This window comes from Kitasatospora sp. NPDC101108 (assembly GCF_055584725.1).
In genome coordinates this window covers 232,233-251,682 of the sequence record NZ_JBVJLM010000004.1, presented here as the reverse complement: position 1 = coordinate 251,682, position 19,450 = coordinate 232,233, and the positions used below count along the sequence as shown (strand labels likewise).

Sequence of the window (19,450 nt, the reverse complement as noted above, 5' to 3'; positions counted from 1 at the left end):
GGAAAGTCACCTGCCACCGGCCGCGCCGCCGACATCATCCTCGGCCTCCCCAGCCCCCTGGGCACTTCTGCACACAACTCCGGGGACCACGCGCGCATCCCGGGCAGGGGCGTTCCGAAGTCTCGGGGATCATGTGGGTCCGCCGGTCAGAGGTGGTGCGTGATGGCCTCCGCGAGTTCCTCGGCGGTGACGCCGTGCCGGCGGGCCTGGGCGGTGTGTACGTCGAGGCAGTTCGAGCACTGGGTCTGCGGCAATCGGGGCGGTAACCGCGGTACAGGGCTATGGGCGCCCCGCATGGCTGCGCCTGCCTCTGCGGCGAGACGCTCGCTGAGACGTGTCTCACGAGACACACGAAGTCGCAGAACGACGGCTGACGATCGCTGCTGCGAAGTGGTTCTGATTCCAGGGTGTTCAGCCGGCACGGCACGGCCGAGCAGGGAGAGAGCGGAGCTGGCTCCCTCAGCTGAACAATCACATGGGAACGAGTCCGGCTGACCCGCGGCACCGGGGTCCGAGCAGGCACGACCCGCCCCCTCGGTCACGGCACGTCAGCAGGCCCCGTACCTGGAGTCCGGTGATTGTTCAGCTGTGGTCCGGGCCGCAGACGGCGCCGCTGGGCAGTCGGCGGGAGTACCGGACCATGGCGCCCTCGGAGGTCGATGGCTCGCCGCCGTCGGCAGGGGCAAGGCTGTAGAAGACCGTGATGGAACCCTCGTCAACGGCGTCCAGGACGCCGTCCCACGGGATGGTGTAGTCGACCGTGGTGGTGTCAGCGGTGACGCCCACGACGCCCTCGATCGTCACGGCCGGGCTCTGCCCGGAAGAATCGCTGCAGACCGTGACCTCGAAGGTGAGCTTGTCTCCGGCCTTGAAAGGGATCCGGTCCACTCTGACGAGGACACCGTGCCAGGGCTTGTGCCGGCACGTGATTCCGCCAGGAGGCTCCTCATGGGGAAACTCCGGGATGTCGAGCTCGACCGACATACAGGCTCCTGGTCGTCGAAGGACTGAGGCGGCAGCTCGGACTGCCGCACCGCGATCTTGGCGCAAACGCCGGTTCGACTGCTGCTGGAGGACGGCCACGGCGTCGTCGATGCGGCCGAGGTCGATGAGGTAGCCGGCCAGGTCGTCGCGGTGGACCGGGACGTGCCGGTCGAGGACGCGACGGCCAGGCGGCTTGGCGCGGGCCGCACGTTCTGTGGCAATTCGCGTTGTGTTCCGTAACCCTCGGCGCCGCGACACCGGCGCAGGCCTTCAGCGGGGGAAGCCACGAGAAAGTCACCCGGGCCGCCCTGGGACCCGAGGGCTGGCACCCCAACTCGCTGACGGGGATGGCGGACGGGAACTCGGGCACCATCGTCGCCAACGACCACGGCGAGTACTTCGGCATCGGCAAGCTCCACTGCGGCAACGCCGACTACCTCGACCCCCGGTACGACAGCCGCTACCCCCGCACCCGTGCGCAGGCCGATGCCGAGATCATCGACTGCGTCGAGGGCTCCGTCGATCACGTCAGGAGGACCCTCGCCGCCGCGGACCGGCTGGTCGACGCGAACGGGCACGTCATCACCGCCCAGACCTCCATCTCCCCCGCCTGCACGTGGAACGACCGACCGGGACGGGCGAGGTGCGAGGTGCTGGAGAACCTGGGCCGCGCTTGGTACCGGATCAAGGACTTCTACGCCCACAGCAACTGGGCCGACCAGGCCGCCCCGGGAGTCGTCGGCGCCAAGAATCCCCTGGGACTGGGAAGGACCGACCGGCCCGCGTTCTTCTCCGTCGCCCGCTACAGCTCCATGAACCGGGCCGACCCAACTCGCCACACCACCCGCGGCGTCGGCTCCGGGCAGAGGTCGACGATGAACGGGCACCAGAGCACCTGGAGCAGGTCCGTCCCGGCGGGGAAGTCGAGTTGGGGCACGTCCCGTCGGTGGATCTGGACGACGGACACCATCGGCACCGGCCCCTCCGTCGCGGGCTGTCCCCACGCCCCCGGGTGGCTGGTGCTCGGACAGAGCGGCCACGGCTCATCTGCTGGCCACAGCAGCGGCCCGCCGACCGAGCTCTCGGCCGGGGACGGGCTGCCGGCGCGCGGGTGGAGGCGTACGGCGTCGCGGCGCAGCGGCGCCAGTTCGGGGAAGAGCTGCTCCACGTTCACGGGGCGTTGCGGGGTCGTGCGGGTCATCGTCGTCTCCGACGTGCGGTGCGTTGGGGTGGTGGCGCTGGCCGGGGCTGGCCCGGGCTGGCCGGGCCGAGTCGGGTGCGGTTGGTTCAGGGGAGGTACGGCTCGGACGGCTGGCGCGGTCAGGGAATGAAGTGCGCTCCGAGTAGGCCGTGGCCGGCGCGTGCTGCGGCGCGCCAGATCGGGGGTACGCCGTCGAGAAGGGCGTCGATGTCTTCCCGGTCGCCTTCCGGGTAGAGGGCGGCGGCGAGGAGCCGCTCGGCCCGGCGTCGGGTCTCGGTGGTCCAGGTGAAGGCTCGTTCGACGGCGGGGAGGGTTTGGAGGACTTGTTCGGGGGCGAGGATGAGGTCTCCGAACCAGCCGGGTAGTTCAGCATTGCGCTCAGGTCCGAGGGCGAAGGCCATGGCGGTTGCCGGGTAGCCCTTGCGGACGGAAACCGCGAGGTGGGGCAGGGCCTTGTCGTAGCCGCGTTCCCAGGCCTCGTAGACGAGGCAGATCCTCTCGTCCAGTGCGGACGGGCCGGCGGCGTCGATGAACTGATGCATGAACGTTTCCGCGCTGCCCGCCTGGTTCCACCGTTGAAGGAGGTCCCTGGATTCGGGAAGTGCGGCGTGGGCCTCGATGGCCGGGGCCAGTTGTGTCCTGTAGTGCGCGACGGTGTCGGCGTGCATGGGTATCAGGCACCACATCCCCAAGAAGCTCACGGTGGCTCCCCTTCTCTCCTCGTGGTGGTGTGATGGTGGCATGCCGGCCTGACATCGGGTTGCCGCCCTCCTCCGCGCCCGCCTCATGGGCGGCCCCGGACAGCCACAGGCCTGACTCGGCCCGTCGGACAGGCTGTCACACCCTTCGAGCTACCAAGAGGCCCTGCTTTCATGCACGGCCACCGCAGAACTCACCCGATCGAGAATCGCGTTCGACCAGCACCCCTCCAGATCGGAACGACAACAGCCACTCACCGCAACTGCGCCGGGCCCACGCCTTCGACGAGGGCGGCTTCTGGCCGCCCAGCTCACCCAGCGCTGGGACAGCCGCCAGACCAGGCGGGGCAACACCATCTGGGCCGAACAGACCCTGCCCCCGGCGTGATCACTGGAAGGAGCAGCCAGGGTTGGGAGCGTCCTCGGACAACGGCGCGCCGTGCGGCAGCACATAGAGCACGTCGAGGACGAGATCGGTGTCGCCGAGGTTGCGGCCGATGTGCACGTGGTTGGATCCCGCAGGCTCCTGCAAGAGGCTGCCCTGGGGGTACACGCCGTCGGAGGCGCAGTGGGAGTCGAAGTGGCTGAGCGTGCCCTGCTTCACCACGGCGTAGAGGGGGCCGTCGTGGTAGTGCCAGCCGGTGGCCTGGCCGTGCGGGATCGTTGCCTCCCGCACGATGTAATCGGTGTCCCCGACCGTCCATTGAGCGATGAGCCGGGAAGAGATGCCAGGCCCCGGCGGTGTGGCGTGCGCGGGCGCGCAGATGAGGACGGTAGCGGTGGTCACCACTACGGTGACCGCCGTACGCAGGGCAGTGTTCATGGGGGGAATCTCCCGGTGCAGTGAAGGATTACCGCGGCGGTAATGCGAGACGCACAAAGCCAGTTGGAGCAATCCTTACCTTTTTAGTGGGATGACAGCCGGCTCCAGGGCCTTGCGCTGGGCGCCGTGGTCAGCAAAGAGCTTTGTCCAATTTGTCATGCAACCCCATGGGGATATGCCTTCCTCGCTTGCCCCCACCAGACGGGTTCGCATGCGGATCTGTCATGGTCGCGCCGCCCGGGGCGTCATCTTCGTCGCCACGCGGGGACTGAGCCGAATGGCGGCCCGGTGCGGGGTGAAGCATGCTTTCGCCCGCCCTGCCGCCGACATTCCCGCCGACGACACAACGGGGGCATTTGTCCCGCCCCCAGCAGGACTTCTTGCTCCGGCACCAGTCGCAGCGCCAGGGAGCTCCACGCTCGAACGGAGAGCGAGGGCTTGAGATGGCCGACCGCCCGACCGTCGCGCGCCGCGCGTCTGGAGACATTGCCGCGCGCCCTATCTCATGCGCCCACCGCCGACCCCACCAGAGTGCAGGCCAATCGGAGCGCGGCCGTGTCGCTGAAATAATTCGCACACATTCCACTACGTTTCGTCATGGCCCTTTCTCACACAGAACGGAGCGCCGTATGCGCCTTCGCCTGATGCTCACCACCTCCTTGGCCTGCGCCCTGCCACTCACCGGCGTCGCGGCCGTAGGGGACGCCGTCGCCCGCCCCGCAGCGGTCCCCGGGGCCGTCCGGGCCGCCCTTCCCGACGACTGCCCGACCTGGCCGGGCCCGCCGAACCTACTCCCGGGGTACTACTGCGACGACCCCCGACTCGGCCCCGCCGAGCTGCCCAACACTGAGCCTGTCGCCACCCTGCTCCGGGGCTACCAGCGCTTCGGCGGCCTCAGCGCCACCCACTTCGTCAAGCTGTACGGCACGGAGAACGGCCAGTGGCAGTACGCCCCCGATCGCGGCTTCCAGAAGCTCAACGGCAAGGTCGACATGACTAAGTGGACCGTCCCGGTCGGCACCAAGCTGGACCGCTTCGGCCCGCTCAAGGGCGGTTACCTCTCCGACCCCGGCACCCCGTTCACCCAGCGCTCGCTCACCCCGGACGCACTCAACGCCGACCAGGACGGCGAGCCCTACCACTGCCTGAACGCCCTCAAACCGTTCGACGTCCAACGCGGGCACACCGCCGCCTTCTTCAACATGCCCGGCGGCGGCATCCAGGAGTGGCTGGACAGGACGCTCAAGCCCAAGGAGCTCAAGGGCGACTACAAGATCGACGTCCTCATCGCCGAGAAGTACCTCGAGGTCGTTCCCGACGACCAGTGCACGGTGACGCCCACCGGCGCCTGACGCCCCGTCCGCTACGGGCACGAGCGCAGGCCGAGGATGCTGTCGGCTTCTCGCGCCCCGAAGAAGAGCGCCGCAGGGCGCCGCGGCTCCCTCCTCCGACCAGGACCCGAGAACAGCAGCCGGTCGGGGGAGCCGCGGCGCCCGCGGCGGAGGTGAGGCGACGCTTGCCGCGAAAGCACGGCAAGCACAGCCGGGGCCCGATCCCCGAGCACCCGAAGACGGCCAGGGCCCCGCCGATGGGCGGCCCGGATCACGTCAGGTGCAGAGCGGCCCCAACTCGCCGCGCAGTTTCTTGATCCCGTCCTCGGCGACGTCGTAAGCGCTCGGCACGCCCGGAACCGGCTCGTCCTCCCCGGGGATCCAGAACTTCCGCCGGGTCAGCCGCAATGACGAGAGGAACGCCGGGATGGCGTTGAAGACTTCGATCAGCAGCGGTCCGTCGTACTCGGGCAGGACGGGCTCGAGGAACTCGCGCCAGGGGATCCAGCTGTCCGCGACCTCGCCGCGGTCCGGCGGGGACACCTGCACGTAGTGCAGGCGCCGTTGGGCGGCGGCGTCCTGGATGTCGCGGAGGTACGCCTCCGGGCCGCTGCTGCCGAGGACGACGTGGGAGCTGTCCACGCACACGCCGACGTGCGGGGTGCTCACGCCGGCGAGGAAGTCGAGCACGTCGCGCACCATGTTCGGGGCTGGGGTCTCCCAGTGGTCCACGGGTTCGATGGCGACCTGGACGCCCTTCTCCGCCGCGTAGTCGCCGAGCTGCTCGAAGAGCGGCTGCGCGATGCGGTACCGGGGCTGCAGCCAGTCCTGCAGGGCGTCGCTCCACAGCGGTTGGCCGTTGTGGGTGGGGAACACGTTGTAGGGGAACAGGACGGGGCCGGCCATGATGGTGCTGCGCAGGGCCGCTGTGATGTCCACCCTGGACTTGAGGTAGGCCAGGGCCGCCTCGCGTTCCTCAGGGACCATCGAGGTGGGGTTGAAGGCCGGTGTCGTGGCCACGTTGGTGGTCAGCCCCACGTCCTCCAAGCCGGCTGCGTCGAGAGCCTTCCTGAGCTTCTCGTAGCGAGGTACGTCCGCGTGGGGGTCGCCCGACGTGGGCGGGAGAACGGGCAGGTCGAAACCCGCGTACCCGATCTCCCGCAGCTCCTTCATGTGCCTGACGATGACCTGGGTGTACACGGGGTCGTCCGGGCGCAGGTCGAGGGTGAACATGAAGAAGCTGAGATAGATGTCGTGCGTCTTCATCATCACCACCCCAGGACTTCGGCGAGGTAGCGGCGGGCCATCTTCGCGTATGTCAGCGGGTGCGCCGCCGCCGGGTCCTGTTCGGCCTCGACGACCAGCCATCCCTCGTAGTCGACTCGTCCCAGCGCCGAGAGGACGGGCTTGAAGTCGATCGCCCCTTCCGAGTCGCCTGGCACCGTGAAGACGCCCTGCAGGATTCCCTCCTGGAAGGACAGGTGGTCGCTCTTCACCTTGTCGACCACGGGCTGGCGGACGTTCTTGAGGTGAACGTGCTTGATGCGCCTGCCGTGCTTTTCCGCGGTCGCGAGCGGGTCGTCGCCCGCGAACCGGAGATGCCCGGTGTCGAGCAGCAGATACACGAACTCCAAGTCGGTGTTCTCCATCAGCCTGTCGACGTCCTCGGCCGTCTGTACGCCGGTGCCCATGTGGTGGTGGTAGCAGAGCCGCATCCCCTTGAGCGCGGCGAGCTCGCCGATTTCGTTGAGCCCCCGGGCGAGGAGGTCCCATTCGGTGTCGGTGAACACGGGCCGGTGCTCGAAGACCGGGATGGGCTGCAAATGCGACGACAGTCCGAATTCCGCGACCACGATGTCCCGGCCGCCCACGGCCTCGAGGAACTCCAGCTGCCGCTTGAAGTTCTCGATGGTCCGGTCCTTTTCGCCGATGGTGAAGTAGGTACTCACCCAGGGCTCGGACACCTTCAGGCCGCGCAGCTCGAGGGCCTTCTTGAGCACGGCGGGGTCGGTCGGGTACTTGTGGCCGATGCTGCAGCCCTGGAATCCCGCGAGCGCCATCTCGCTCACGCATTGCTCGAACGGGATCCCGATGTCGATCTGCGGAAAGTCGTCGTTCCACCACAGCGTCGGCGTCACGCCGAGTGACACCTTGTCGGGACCCAGGCTCGTAACAGCGCCGCTCATTGCACTTCCTCCTCTTGGAATTCTTCGAGTACGGGTGGACTGGCCCACGATCCGTAGCCCGGCGCCTTGGCGCCGGACGGGTGAGCGCCGATCGCCCGCCACAACAGGCCCTCGGTGTAGGCGTCGGGGGAGACGACGAACGGGGACGTGCGTTCGTCCCAGCCGCGCTCGCGGCCTTCCTCGGGCTGGCTGTCGTCCGAGACGGCGGGCTTCGCCCCGCTCCGTCCGGGCGCCGACCAGGCCGCCACGTCCTCGCGGCCCACCAGCTCCGGGCCGTACCAGACACCGACGTACCAGAGCTTGATGATGCTTTTCACGAGTGGAATGGCGGAGAGGGCAGAATGATCGGAAGAGACCGCCTCCTGGATCGCATCCGGCCCTGCTCCCTTCACGACCGTTTCGTAGTACTCCTCCGCGTGGCCGGTCCCCCACAGGTCGAACTCGCTGAATCCGGTCACCCCGGCGGAGTACTTCACGAATTCGCGCAGATTCTCATCTGTGGTCGTTGCTGGCGTCATGCCGCCTCCTTCGACGGTCTAGATCTCGAATGTCGGGCCGGCGTTCGCCCCGGGATGCCCCGTCAGCGGGTTGCGGATGAGCCGGTTCATGCTGTCGCGCACGCGGAACATCTCCCAGACCGCACTGAGCAGAAGGTCGGGCTCACCGTTGTAAGCCCGATGGATTTCCCTCAGGAAGGTGGCGTAGAACTGGTTGAACTCCTTGGCCGCTGCCAGGATTTCCGGGTCCTTCCCGAGGTCCGCCAGCTTGATGTCCTGCTTCACCGGATAGACGGCGTTCCAGTCGACGTGCAGATCCGGGCCGGTAGGATCGTCCGGCTCATCGCCCTTCTGGTAGTACCGCCCCTTCTCCAACTGCTGGAACCGGTAGTAGTGGGCGAGTTCGTCCTTGCTGTCGAAGATGCCGCCGTACAGCCCTTCGCCCTGCTCCGCGACCAGGGTGAGCGCCTCGACCGCGGTGTCGCGGCCGGTCACCTTGATCACCTCACCGCCACCGGAGTAGAAGTATTCGGGGGTCACCTGGCGAGCGCGATCGCCGGTGAAAATCGTTTTTCCCGCCTCGCGGGCCTGGTCCTCCAGGTGGTTGATGCCCCGGATGATCTCCTCGTAGAACTCACCGATGCTGTTGAAACGCAGGGAGGGGTCTCCGGGGACGAGGCCGAGGATCGTCCCGGACTTCTCGAGTTCCGCGAGTTCCTCCGGCGACGGCGCCGCGCCGTTGGAGGTCAGCCCGACGGCCGCCCAGTCCATCGGCACGACCCTGTCCGCATCGATCACCGCCGGGGCGGGCCTCTCGATGTTCAGGAACGTTTCGAGAGCCGCGGGCGAGAACGGCCGCAGATGCACCTCGAAGTAGTCGGGGCCGCACGGCAGCTTGGTCGGGTAATTCGGCACGAACTTCGACCTGATGAGGTCCGGCTTCCCGCCCACGGCGTTCAGGACGTTCGCGACCAGGGTGAGGTGCAGCATCTCCTCGACGGCCACGACCCTGATGACGTGCCAGGCATCCGAGTTCTTCCCCGGATGGAGCGAGTAGAGCGCGGTCAGGTAGGGCGGCAGCGTCGCATGCTCCAACTGGAGCCCGTTCTGGAGGTATGTGTATAGGTCATCGATGGTCTGGATCATGGGGTCGTGCGCGGGACCTGATTCCGGAACGGACATGTTCCCCCAATCATGGGCAGTGGGTGGTGGCGGTGGGTGGTGGGCGGGGTGGCGTTCAACCCGCCGATCCGTGAGCCGTCGACCTGCTGATGACGGCCGGCGCCTTCGCGGTCCGCAGGTACTTGACGATGTGGGACGCGCTGCGGAAGGCGAGCGCCGCCATGGTCAGACTGATGTTGGACGTCCCGATCGTGGGCATGCTGCCGGGCCCGACGAGGTAGAGGTTGTCGTGGTCCCACGAGTGCTGGGTGTGGTCGACCACGGAGTTCGTCGGGTCGGTCCCCATGATGTGAGTGCCCGCCAGGTGGTTGCCGCCCAGGATGTTGTACCACTGGCCGTCGTGCTCGACGGCGCTGTAGCGGTTCCTGTCGTACGTGGTCCTGTCCTCGGCACCGAGCTCCTTGAAGATGTCGGTCGCGAGCTTGCGGGCGAACGCGGCGCCCCGCATGGTGTAGGGCGGGATCTTGAGCGACACGACCGGCTTCATGTTGCCGAGGGCGTCCTTGTACTGCTCGTCCACGGTGACCCTGTTGTTCCGGTCGGGCAGCAGGTCGATCATGAAGGCCAGCAGAAGCTGCCGGGAGATCCGGTCGCCGAGCTTTCTGCGCAACTCCGGCCCGAACAGGTCTTGCCGGTCCACGAGTTCGACCAGGTCCGTGTAGGGCGAACCGGTCGCCCAACCCCAGCCGTCGTTGTGGATGTCCACGCCGAATCCGGCCTGGTTCCCGCGGAACCGCCCGCCGCGCAGGTCGGTGATCCCGCTGGTGCAGACCGTGCCCCGCATCGTGCCGGCCGGCTTGGGCAGCAGGCCCCAGGTCAGCAGGTACGCGTGGTCCATCAGGTTGCGGCCGATCAGCTGGCTTCGGCTCATCCGCTGCATGTCGGAGGCCAGCATGAGCCGGGCGTTCTCGATGGCGTGCGCGCAGAGGATGTAGACGGTGCCCCTCACCGTGTACTCCTCGTACTCAGGGGAATTGAGCGACTCGTAGTTCTTGACGGTGATCCCGGTCACCCGCTGGTCAAAGTCGTCGATCTCGATTTCGGACGCGACGGCTTGCGTCACGACCGTGACATTTCCCCTGCTGAGCGCCTTCGCCAGCGTCTTCCCCGAGTGGTATTTGGCCTGCACTGGGCAGAGCGGGACGCAGTTGGTGTTGCCCTGGCACCGCTCGCCCTCGTTCACCTGGCTCGTGCTCACCGCGCCGACCGGGACGAAGCCCTTGCCGCCGTCGTACGCGGCGTTCGGCACCCCGTTACGGGCCTGCGGAAAGCTCCGCACCTGGAGCTCGTACTTGTCCTCTCCCAGGGTGACCTGCATTTTGTCGACGCCTTTGGCGACCACCTGGTCCAGATAGGACGGTGGCATGCGGTGCATCGGGTACACGTACCCCTCCGGGAAATGCATTCCCAGATACGCCTGGTCCTCGACTTCGGCGGCTACGCCCAGTTCGGCCTCTGCCCGTCGGTAGTAGGGTTCCAGGTCGTCGTAGCTGAGTGGCCAGTTCAGGCCCTGGCCGTACTTGGTCCGCAGGTCGAAGTCCTCGGGAAGCATGCGCAGCGCCTTCCCCTCCCAATGCATGGAGGTGCCGCCGAGAACCCGGGTGAAGGTGGTGTCCGTGCAGTACTTGTCCTCTTGCACGAGGTAGAAGTCGTCCCGGGGTGTGCTGGGATTCACCGGCATGGTGTCGGTGCTCCTGGGCATCCGCGCATTCGGGTTGAAGGGGTACGGGGACTGGTTGTCCTTGACGATCGCGCCGTAGAACCGCGACAGGTACGACTCGTACTCGGCAAGGTCCAGATCCTTGCCCGGGCCGGCTTCGAGGATCACCACCTTGTAGCCCGCCTGGCCCAGCTGCTCGGCGATGATGGAACCCGACATGCCACCACCGACGACTACGGCGTCCCACTCGTTTTGCGCAGCCTCTGCGGCGCTGGTCCGTGTCGCGGCACCGGCCGGGAAGATCACCGATTCTGTATCGTCGTAAAACGCCATTGATACCCCTTCGCGTCTGGGGTGGACTCACCCCGATGACGGGCAGAAAGCCCGGTAACAGATCTCACCATCCACCGGCACAGATGGCGATCGAATGATTCTCGAGGGCACGCCACTGCCACCGGCACGAAAGAAAAACCCGGGATGGGATTCAAGCTGGAGACGTGAAAGCACCTGTCGCCACGCCGGCCGATGAACCACCGAGACGTTTCCCGCAGTCCCGGGCAATGTGTCGCCAACTGCGGCCGCTCACTGCATTGTCCAATCATTCGCATACGTAATATAAGAGGGAACTCAGCTTGGCGATCGAGCATGCCGAACACCCCTCTGCGATCCACCAGAAATCACGGAGGGAGGCTCAGTGCAAGGCTTTCATGTGGCGCAACCGTTCCACCCTGCCACGGCGGGGGACTTTCGGTAAATCCACCGTTCGTGTGCAGTCAGAAGTGACCATTCTCGGGGTTGCCCCTCCATGGTGAGGCCGGCCGACCTTGACGATGACGGTCACCGCGCTCAGCACCGCAATGGTGCTCACCGTGACGGCTGTTGGAGCTGTGCATGCCGGAGACACGTGCTGGTCTCGTACGGCCGCCTGGTCGAATCAGCCCCCACGTCGGACGAGCCCGCCGAACCCGGCAACCTCGCCGGCCGCGCCCAGCAAGCCGTCCTCGTCAGCCGCGAGGACACTTCCCTCGTCCAGGTCGGCGTCGCCGACCGGCTCCTCCAGCAGGCCGCCTTCGGGCGCGCCGGTTGCTGTGAGGTGGGCCGCGGGCATCTGGTGCCCTCCAGAGCGGGTCACTTGACCAGACAGACGGTGGCAGACTGACGACACATCGAAGCTCCGGCGGTACGAGGCGACTTGGGAAGGTCACCCCGTCCAACCGGAGCTTCGTTGCGTTTGTGACGGCCTGACCACCCCCTTGGACCGCCGCCACCTACGGACTCACGTGATCACCGGCCTTTGAAACGCCCTTGCCGCTCGGATGCATCCCGGCTCTCGCCAATTGTCAGCCGAGCGGAGTCGATGTCGGCTCCGCGGTCGGTGCGTGACTGCTCGCTCAGGCTTCGGTGGGTCGGGCGTCACTCGGCGTCGGGTGGACGGCTTCACGTTCGGTGGCGGCCTGGTGGAGGAGCATCACCTGGAAGCCGCCGACCCGCTCGGGTTCCCGACCGGTGAACCGTGCGACCACGGTGCCGTCGGGTGTGGTGAGGGTGCGGCTCGTGCCCGAATGACGGTACTCGCCGCTCCCCGACTCCCAGTCCTCACTGGTGATGGTGACGTCCGACCAGCGGATGGGGCGCATGGTGTGGCCACTGCCGATCACGAGGCCATCTTCGAAGCAGTAGACGCGCTCCAGGCGGCCTCCTCGGCGTCGCTCGAAACAGGGCCACAGGGCGAGGCCGACCATGCCCAATCCCATGAACAGACAACAGGTGAGGAGTACCCCGTCAGGCCAGAGCGGGGCACCGAGGACCAGCGCGCGGCTGGAGAACCCGAGGAACAACAGGCCCGTCATCATGAAGAACCCGTCGCCGACCGTGGACTGCGGAACGGCGAAGCTCCGGTATGGGCCCAGGCCGCCGGCAGCTCCCACCGCCAGCGCCGCCTCGTGTTCGCTCACGCGCCCTCCCCGCCTCCACGGCCCGCCCCCGTCGTGCGGGGTCCCGCCCTCCCCTGGGGAGACGATGGGGAACGCGTGGGGGTTCCGCGACGGACGTGACGCGTCCCGCCGCGGAGGCGGATGCCTCCACCGTCATGTTCCAACGCATGGGGGAGTGGATCAGCGGCCCACGGATCTCCTCCTGGAACCCTCGTGACCCCCGCGAAGATCGGCCCCGGCCGCGGGCCCGAAAGAGAAGCAGGCTCTACGCTACGGGCCAGCGGCAGGACGCGACCGGGGGCGAGGTGAGTATGCAGAAGGGCATGGCCGAGTGGGGCTACGAGCTGTTCATGGAGCGGTGGCGTGAGCGGCGCTACGGCCTCGCTCGGGAGGGTGATGCCGGAAAGGGCGTCCTCCGGGCGGATTCACACCCTGTTTGGTGACCCTGTTCCGGTTGCTGGCAGCACGGGACGCGGATGGTGCCCGCGAGCCCGTTCCGTTGTGGCATCTGAGTGCACTCGCCCGGACCGGTCACCTCGCGCGTGCGGCCGAGCTGGCGTTCACGATCAGCGACGAGCCCAAGCAGGGCGAAGCGCTGCTGGCGCTGGTCGATCCGTGTGAGGGACTGCCACGATCTTGCCCTGGTCGCGCTGGTGCCGGCGTGGGCCAGGGCCGGTGAACTCGACCGGGCCCTCGCGCTGGCGGAGCGGGTCCGCTATCCGCACAACTGGAGCATCATCTGGGCCCTCCTGGCGAAAGCGCTGGCGGACACCGGGGACTTCCGCGGCGCGCTCGACTTCGCCGACCGGGCCGCGGGCAGTGCGTCCTCACGGGTGCTCGCCCTCCTTCTGGAGGTGGCCACCGCGGCCGGCGACCATGTCCGGGCCGGTGACCTCGTCGACCGTCTGGAGGACCTCGCCCCGCTCCACGGACCCCACGCTCCGGGGTACGACCGGGGCGGGCCGCGGCCGCTGACGGCGATCCTGGTCCCCGAGGTCGTCCGTGGCGACCTGGACCGGCTCGACGCGCTCCTGCGCCGTCCGGGCATATCGCCCCTCTGCCCCGCAGTCATGGTCGACGTGCTGGAGGCGGCTGCTGAGACCGCCGACGTGGACGTGGTCCTCGCGCTGGTGGAGCGGACGCAGACACTGCTCGACGCCTGCAGCCCCACCTTCTGGCACGCCGACGATCTGCGGACGGCGGCGGCGCTGATGCTGGCCCGGCCATGACCAGAAGAACGCCTTCCGCCCTCATCGTCCCCGTCCATCCGCACCCCCTGGATGTGCCATGTCCCAGTCCGCCCCGATGCCAGGCGCCGCCGAACCCGAGCCGATCCGCATCCCCGACGAGGACCTCGACGACCTCGTCAGCGCCCTGAACCGCACCATGGCCGAGGTCCGCCAGCACGGAGTCATCCTCGACCGACTCGGCTCCGAAGCCGAGGACACCCGTGGGCCCGGCCGCGCCGAGCCGGGCCCCGCCAGCGAGGACACGCCGACAGCCGCCCCCTCGCTGTTCATCCTCGCGATGGGTGGCGCGCAGTACGCCGCCGAGCTGGCCGAGCTCTCGTTCTGGGTCACCCACATCCTGCTGCCCGTCTACGGCCGGAGATCGGCTCCACCCGCCCCTGGTGCGCGAAGTGGCACGAGCACCCCGAGGCCGTCGCCCGCCTCCACGCGCTGTGGCTGGCCTGGCAGCAGCTGACCGCCGCCGAAGCCGGCCAGAGCGGTCCCTCGACCTGGCACCGCGACCACCTCGACCACGCCATCGCCCAACTTCGCTCCCCGGACGGCCCGTTCGCCGCCTGCACCACCAGCCCGTCCCGGCTGGCCCACCGCCTCCTGTCCACCCCCGATCAGCTGGGACTCGCCGCATGAACACCCTCGGCCTCCACCTCGACGGCCTCACGCCCGCCGACGAGTCACCCGGCCATGCGCACAACTACCCCTGGGAGAACGACTTCCAGCTCATCTCCCACCACGACGTGGGCGAGCGCAGCTTCACCATCGCCTTCGACAAGACGGCGACCTGGGACTACCCCAACAAGGCCAACATCGTCTCCTTCGACATCGACCGCGACAGCAGCCGAGGCCTGTTCAGCATGCACCGGGAGCAGCACGCCACCTTCGCGTTCGCGCAGCACTAGCTCATCAACCGCGGCTGCCCGCCGAACGCGCTCGCACCGGTCTTCGATATCCCCCGCCCCGCCGACCAGTTCGCCCACGGCAGACCGCCGACGGCCGGAAACGACTACGACCTCCGGCGCAGCGCATGCCAACGTACTCATGTAGCCGAAACCGCAGGTCAACGACGGGCAAGGCCACCTGCCCGACCCCGGCCTGCCCACCGCTCGAGGCCCACCCATCGGAAGGGGCACCACGAGGAGTACCCATCGCGTCGACTTCCACCCGGTCATCGTCACCACCAGCACCAGGCACCGCGCTTCCCGCCGCATCCTCGCGAGCCCAGCCCTTCGAGTCGTCCCCCCCCGACGGGGTTCGCTCCGGTGACCTGATCGTCTCCGCCTTCGAACCGGCGGCCCAAGGAAGTTTCCGCCGCACCGACTACTTCTCCTCCGGCCCGTACCCCGCACGCTCCGGGCCGTACGACCCGACATGTGCGTGCGGCGCCTGCGGCCGACGGCCCGCGTCCGGCACCGTGCCCGCGCAGCGCCAGGACACCGCGCCGAGCAAGCCACCCTCCTCGCTCGCGGCCCGCGCCTTCGCCGTCCAGCAGGCATTCACCCGCCTCCCCAGCGACGTGCACTCGCTCCGGGCCATCGCGGGCGCCGCCGGCCTCGACGACGCCACCACCCACCGCATCCTGCAGACCGGGGTCAACGACGGCGTCTTCGAGCAGGTCGGCCGAGGACGCTACCGACTCGGCACTGGGACTGCCCGCGCCGGCGTCCAGGCGATGGCCCACTCGCCCAGTGCCGCCTCGACGCACGGCATCCTCGAACACCTCCACCAGACCACCGGTGGCCTCGCCCTGCTGTACGTCCTCGCGCCCTTCGGCGGCGCGAAGCGGCTCTGCACCGACTACGTCATCGGCGACATGGACCCCGCCGAGGTCGGGATGTCGGCTGCCGACGTCGTCTCGGTCTCCCGTTCCCTTCGTACCGGGGCCTCCGGACGCGTCATCCTCGCCTACCTCCCACAGACCATCCAGGACCTCGTTCTTGCCGAGGAAGTGCCGCCCACCGCAGGCCCCGGCGTCATCCGTGACAACACGCACTCGCGGCCACCCTCGACGAGATCCGACAGCTGGGCTTCGGGGTGAGCCGTCAGGAGTGCATGACCGGCTGGGACTCCGTCGCCGCACCGGTCCACTGGCACGACTCCATCATGGGCGCCGTCCTCCTGCTCAAGCGGTCCACGGAAATGCCGGCCGACCTGCGCCCGTTGATCTACCACACGCGCAAGGCCGCCGAGTACCTCAGCGAGCTGACCGCGCGACCTCTCCCGGCCGCGATATAGGCCAACCACTGGCCCCATGAACCGGGCGATGTCACCCGGTCGAACGGCTGGAGCTCACATTCCTTGCAGAGTGCTCCGCGACGGCCCGGTGCCCCGCGGATCTGAGAACACCGGGCCGTGTCCCACCGCGTCGGACGGCGGGTACCTTCGCGGTACAGCGACGCACCGAGAAGGGATTCATCATGGCGCAGTCAAGTGACACTGATACGCCTCCGTCCACGTATCGGGGCCTGATCCTGGACTTCGCCGGGGTTCTGACCACGGATGCGCTCCAGGTGCACCGGGAGTGGTGTGTCCGCCAGGGACTCGACCCCGAGGCGTGGCGGCGCACACTGAACACGCACCCGGTGGTCCGGCAGTTGTATGTCGACCTTGAGCGGGGAGCCCTCAGCCAGGCGGAGTGGAACCGGCAGGCGGCACCGTATCTAGGGCTGAGCGATCACGAGAACTTGATGGGCCGGGCGTGGGCCGACGTCCAGCCGGCGGCCGACATGGTGGCGCTTGCCAAGGCCGCGCGCGAGGCCGGATACATGGTTGCGATGCTGTCGAACAGCTTCGGCCTCGACCCGTACGACCCGTACGCCGCCTGCGGGGTGTGGGAACTGTTCGACGTCACGGTGGTGTCCGAGCGGGAGGGCCTCGCGAAGCCGGACCCGGCGATCTACCAGCTGACGCTCGACCGCATGGGACTTCCCGGCGAAGCGTGCGTGTTCGTCGACGACCACCGGGTGAACCTTCCGCCGGCCGAAGCGCTCGGCATCACGACGGTGCTCGCCGACGGGCAGCCCGGCACCGCTGCCCGGGTGGCGGCCCTGCTCGGCATCGGCGCCCGTGTCTGAGCACTTGCCGGGCCGGCCGCGCCCCGCACGTCAACTGACGTACGGGGCGTGACCGTTCTCTGTCACACCCCCACCCTGCGGGGGTACCGTCCCGGGAAGGCCACAACCTGAGACGGAGTCAGCCTATGACCCTCTGGGCAGAACGCACCACGGCGGAACGAGTCAAGATCCTGCGCGGCAGAGCCGTGACGCAGGAGGCCCTGGCGGAGAAGTCGGGGGTGTCCCTCGGCACGATCCGGAAGCTGGAACAGGGCGGCACCCTGTCGCTGCCGTCGCTGCTGAAGGTGGCCGTCGGCCTCGGCACGGACGTGTCGGTGATCCTCGGTCAGCAGTCTCCCCGGCGGGGTATGGAGCTGGACGAACGCGCCGCCCTCCGGGCGGTCTCGGCGGCCGTGCACGACACCGGCCTCGGCATCAGCACCGACGTGGAGCCCGGCAGCCTGGACGATCTGCGGGACGCCGCGCGGCGGGCGGACGCCGCGTTCTGGAGCGCCCGGTACGTGGAGCTCGGCGCGATCCTCTCCCGGCTGTTGCCCGAGGCGTGGGCCCTCTACGACGCCGCCGAGCCCGACCGGCGCGCAGCCGCCGGCGGGGTGCTGGCCGACGCCTTCCAGACCGCCGCCGTCATGGCCAACGTCCTCGGTGCCCGCGACCTCGGCTACACGGCGATCACCCACGGGCGCAACGTCGCAGAGCGAATCGGCGACGACCTGCGGTCGGCCCACCTGATGGCCTCGCTGTCGTGGATCTGCCTCCGGGACGGACACACGGCCAAGGGCGTTCAGGTCGCGGAGCGCGCTGCGGCCAAGGTGGAACCGAGGATGTCCGACAGCGACCCCGACCGGCTCAGCGTGTACGGGCAGCTCGTCACCAACGCAGCCGTCGCCGCGTCACGGGGCGGAGCGGGGGCGGACTCCGCCCGCGACTACCTGAGCCAGGCCCACGCCGTCGCTGCGCGGATCGGCTGCGAACATGCCCGAGGCGACCAAGGTCAGCCGTTCGGGCCGTCCTACGCGGCCACGCAGGCCCTGTCGGTGGCGATGGCACTCGGCGACACCTCCGCCGCACTGCGGCTGATCCAGACTACCCGCCTCGACCCGGAGATGCCGTTGGCGACCCGGGCGCGGTTCCACCTTGACGTGGCGCTGACGCGTACGGAGACACGGCAGTGGGACGCCGCTGCGGCAGCCTTGAAGGAAGCGTGCCGGATGGCCCCTGCGTGGGTTCGGCACCAGGCCCTTCCCGGCGTGATCACGGACCGGATCGCCGACGTGTCGGTGTCGATGGCGCGCAGTGCCGCGCAGGCCGCCGGGGTACCGCTGGTCATCAGGTAGGGACCGCGTCGGGGCGTGGTGCCCCGTGAGCAGCGGAAACATGTGGCAACCACGGTCCGTGGCACCCGGCAGGCGCTATCCGAACGGGTACCACGGACCGTGGTAGTCGGGCACCTGCGACTTCGCCCGCTACCACGCCCCGCGTCTTCACTGAGGGTGATTCCGCCGTGACAGTGGTCTGCATGACCAACGATCACCAACGACTGATCGGCCGCGTTCCCGTCGCCCTCTACCTCTGCGTCGAGGACGCACCCGCCGCCGACCTCATCGCTGCCCACGTGCGTGTCTTCGTCGAAGCCCGTCAGTGGAGCGTGGCCCTGCTCGCCGTGGACAGCGCCCCCGCGCAGCCCCTCGTTTCGCGGCCCGGGTGGCAGGCCGTTACCGACGCGCTGTCCGAGCACGTCGTGGCCGGCATCGTCACCTGGACGCACGGCATGGTCCACGACGACCCCGCGGCGGCTCCCACCCAGCATGCCGCTGCCTTTGACCGGCTGGGTGCCGTCCTGCGCGAGCGCGGCGCGTTCCTCACCGTTGCCGCCCGCCCTGCTGTCTCCACCGGCGCGATTCCGTCGCGCCGGTCTCCGGGAGAACGCTGGCGACGCCGCGAGCTCACGTCTTCGGCCGCCGGCTTGTTCACCCCGCGCCGCGCAGCCGGACTCGGTGCCGATCCGAGGGCCATCGGATGCTGACCTGGACGGGCGTCGGACGACCCGCGCGGACTCGGCGATGACCACCACGCTGGAACTCGTCGCAGAGGCCGCCGTCGTGGCGGTGCCGGGCCCGGCGACCGTGCGCCTGCCGTACGTCGCGCAGTCGGCCGCAGCGGCCCGCCGCCTCGTCCGCGCCAAGCTCACCGAGTGGGAGCTGCCCGACCTGATCGACGACGCCCTGCTGATCGTCTCCGAGCTGGTTGCCAACGCGGTTGGCACCGGCTGTCAGACGCACATGGTCGTCGCCATCCGACGTCCGACCGACCGCACCGTACGGCTGCTGGTCTCCGACGGGTCGGCGTCCCTGCCGGTGCGGATCGATGCCGGTCCCGACGCCGAGTCCGGACGCGGTCTCGACCTGGTTCACACGCTCACCAACGCCAAGTGGGGCGTTCAGCTCTGGCCCCGAGGCAAGGTCGTCCACGCTGACCTGCCCACCACCCACGTCTGACGGCGCTCCGAATGGGGCCGCGGTCCGCAGACCGAACGGTACCCCCACCGCCCACGCCTCGCTGCTCGCTGCTCGCTCAAAGCGAGTCGCCCGCCTGTTCAAGGGATGTGATCCGCCGTGTTCATCGTTGTTCCACCGCGA

Annotated in this window: 21 protein-coding genes and 1 pseudogene; 11 read left to right on the top strand and 11 right to left on the bottom strand. The window is 68.7% G+C overall.

The genetic code is table 11. From position 1 onward, the window contains the following. Positions 1-146: 146 nt before the first annotated feature. Positions 147-254, bottom strand: coding sequence for a carboxymuconolactone decarboxylase family protein (locus tag ACZ6Z8_RS12035; RefSeq protein WP_465608718.1), 108 nt, complete (start codon positions 252-254; stop codon positions 147-149). Between the two features lie 328 nt (positions 255-582). After that, positions 583-888 carry a hypothetical protein gene (locus ACZ6Z8_RS12030; protein WP_465608716.1) on the bottom strand — a complete coding sequence of 102 codons (306 nt, stop codon included), beginning with the start codon at positions 886-888 and terminating at the stop codon, positions 583-585. 323 nt (positions 889-1,211) lie between these two features. Between ACZ6Z8_RS12030 and ACZ6Z8_RS12025 the strand changes: the two genes are divergently transcribed. Continuing rightward, the gene (locus tag ACZ6Z8_RS12025) at positions 1,212-2,315 is read left to right on the top strand and encodes a hypothetical protein (RefSeq protein ID WP_465608714.1); all 1,104 of its coding nucleotides are present in this window, start codon (positions 1,212-1,214) and stop codon (positions 2,313-2,315) included. Here ACZ6Z8_RS12025 and ACZ6Z8_RS12020 read toward each other — a convergent pair. Beyond that, positions 2,305-2,853: a hypothetical protein gene (locus ACZ6Z8_RS12020; protein WP_465608712.1), complete on the bottom strand. Its 549-nt coding sequence runs from the start codon at positions 2,851-2,853 to the stop codon at positions 2,305-2,307. The two genes, ACZ6Z8_RS12025 and ACZ6Z8_RS12020, sit on opposite strands and share 11 nt — an antisense overlap. A 418-nt stretch (positions 2,854-3,271) precedes the next feature. After that, entirely contained in the window at positions 3,272-3,706 is a 435-nt protein-coding gene (locus tag ACZ6Z8_RS12015; RefSeq protein WP_465608710.1) for a cupin domain-containing protein, read from the bottom strand. A 629-nt stretch (positions 3,707-4,335) separates the two neighbouring features. Here ACZ6Z8_RS12015 and ACZ6Z8_RS12010 point away from each other — a divergent pair. Further along, a complete protein-coding gene (locus ACZ6Z8_RS12010; RefSeq protein WP_465608708.1) occupies positions 4,336-5,058 on the top strand; it encodes a TNT domain-containing protein in 723 nt (240 codons plus the stop codon). A 255-nt stretch (positions 5,059-5,313) separates the two neighbouring features. Here ACZ6Z8_RS12010 and ACZ6Z8_RS12005 read toward each other — a convergent pair whose 3' ends face one another. The 7 genes from ACZ6Z8_RS12005 to ACZ6Z8_RS11975 all read right to left on the bottom strand — a co-directional run bounded on the left by ACZ6Z8_RS12005 (position 5,314) and on the right by ACZ6Z8_RS11975 (position 12,517). Further along, positions 5,314-6,306 carry a sugar phosphate isomerase/epimerase family protein gene (locus ACZ6Z8_RS12005; protein ID WP_465608706.1) on the bottom strand — a complete coding sequence of 331 codons (993 nt, stop codon included), beginning with the start codon at positions 6,304-6,306 and terminating at the stop codon, positions 5,314-5,316. Further along, the gene (iolE, locus tag ACZ6Z8_RS12000; RefSeq protein WP_465608704.1) at positions 6,306-7,223 is read right to left on the bottom strand and encodes a myo-inosose-2 dehydratase; all 918 of its coding nucleotides are present in this window, start codon (positions 7,221-7,223) and stop codon (positions 6,306-6,308) included. Before iolE ends, ACZ6Z8_RS12005 begins: the two co-directional genes overlap by 1 nt. Then, positions 7,220-7,741, bottom strand: a complete 522-nt coding sequence (locus ACZ6Z8_RS11995; protein WP_465608702.1) for a hypothetical protein — start codon at positions 7,739-7,741, stop codon at positions 7,220-7,222. The genes iolE and ACZ6Z8_RS11995 overlap by 4 nt, the downstream gene beginning before the upstream one ends. Positions 7,742-7,759: 18 nt before the next feature. Next, positions 7,760-8,866 carry a ferritin-like domain-containing protein gene (locus ACZ6Z8_RS11990; RefSeq protein ID WP_465608700.1) on the bottom strand — a complete coding sequence of 369 codons (1,107 nt, stop codon included), beginning with the start codon at positions 8,864-8,866 and terminating at the stop codon, positions 7,760-7,762. Between the two features lie 91 nt (positions 8,867-8,957). Beyond that, positions 8,958-10,895 (bottom strand): GMC family oxidoreductase, encoded by a 1,938-nt coding sequence (locus ACZ6Z8_RS11985; RefSeq protein ID WP_465608698.1) that lies wholly within the window; start codon positions 10,893-10,895, stop codon positions 8,958-8,960. 601 nt (positions 10,896-11,496) lie between these two features. Next, entirely contained in the window at positions 11,497-11,670 is a 174-nt protein-coding gene (locus ACZ6Z8_RS11980) for a hypothetical protein (protein WP_465608696.1), read from the bottom strand. Positions 11,671-11,953: 283 nt separating this feature from the next. Further along, positions 11,954-12,517, bottom strand: coding sequence for a hypothetical protein (locus ACZ6Z8_RS11975; RefSeq protein WP_465608694.1), 564 nt, complete (start codon positions 12,515-12,517; stop codon positions 11,954-11,956). Between the two features lie 596 nt (positions 12,518-13,113). Between ACZ6Z8_RS11975 and ACZ6Z8_RS11970 the strand changes: the two genes are divergently transcribed. From ACZ6Z8_RS11970 to ACZ6Z8_RS11930, 9 genes and pseudogenes are all read left to right on the top strand, one after another. Continuing rightward, the gene (locus tag ACZ6Z8_RS11970; RefSeq protein WP_465608692.1) at positions 13,114-13,725 is read left to right on the top strand and encodes a hypothetical protein; all 612 of its coding nucleotides are present in this window, start codon (positions 13,114-13,116) and stop codon (positions 13,723-13,725) included. 58 nt (positions 13,726-13,783) lie between these two features. Next, positions 13,784-14,373: pseudogene (locus tag ACZ6Z8_RS11965) on the top strand (DUF4913 domain-containing protein). Beyond that, entirely contained in the window at positions 14,370-14,642 is a 273-nt protein-coding gene (locus ACZ6Z8_RS11960; RefSeq protein WP_465608690.1) for a hypothetical protein, read from the top strand. Before ACZ6Z8_RS11965 ends, ACZ6Z8_RS11960 begins: the two are co-directional and overlap by 4 nt. A gap of 512 nt (positions 14,643-15,154) precedes the next feature. Continuing rightward, the gene (locus ACZ6Z8_RS11955) at positions 15,155-15,778 is read left to right on the top strand and encodes a helix-turn-helix domain-containing protein (RefSeq protein WP_465608688.1); all 624 of its coding nucleotides are present in this window, start codon (positions 15,155-15,157) and stop codon (positions 15,776-15,778) included. Positions 15,779-15,792: 14 nt separating this feature from the next. Then, positions 15,793-15,975, top strand: a complete 183-nt coding sequence (locus tag ACZ6Z8_RS11950; RefSeq protein WP_465608686.1) for a hypothetical protein — start codon at positions 15,793-15,795, stop codon at positions 15,973-15,975. A 182-nt stretch (positions 15,976-16,157) separates the two neighbouring features. Then, positions 16,158-16,814 carry an HAD family hydrolase gene (locus ACZ6Z8_RS11945; RefSeq protein WP_465608684.1) on the top strand — a complete coding sequence of 219 codons (657 nt, stop codon included), beginning with the start codon at positions 16,158-16,160 and terminating at the stop codon, positions 16,812-16,814. A 125-nt stretch (positions 16,815-16,939) separates the two neighbouring features. Next, positions 16,940-18,148: a helix-turn-helix domain-containing protein gene (locus ACZ6Z8_RS11940; RefSeq protein WP_465608682.1), complete on the top strand. Its 1,209-nt coding sequence runs from the start codon at positions 16,940-16,942 to the stop codon at positions 18,146-18,148. A 182-nt stretch (positions 18,149-18,330) separates the two neighbouring features. Then, positions 18,331-18,837, top strand: coding sequence for a hypothetical protein (locus ACZ6Z8_RS11935; RefSeq protein WP_465608680.1), 507 nt, complete (start codon positions 18,331-18,333; stop codon positions 18,835-18,837). 37 nt (positions 18,838-18,874) lie between these two features. Continuing rightward, on the top strand, positions 18,875-19,309 hold the full coding sequence (locus ACZ6Z8_RS11930; RefSeq protein ID WP_465608678.1) for an ATP-binding protein: 435 nt from the start codon (positions 18,875-18,877) through the stop codon (positions 19,307-19,309). Positions 19,310-19,450: the final 141 nt, after the last annotated feature.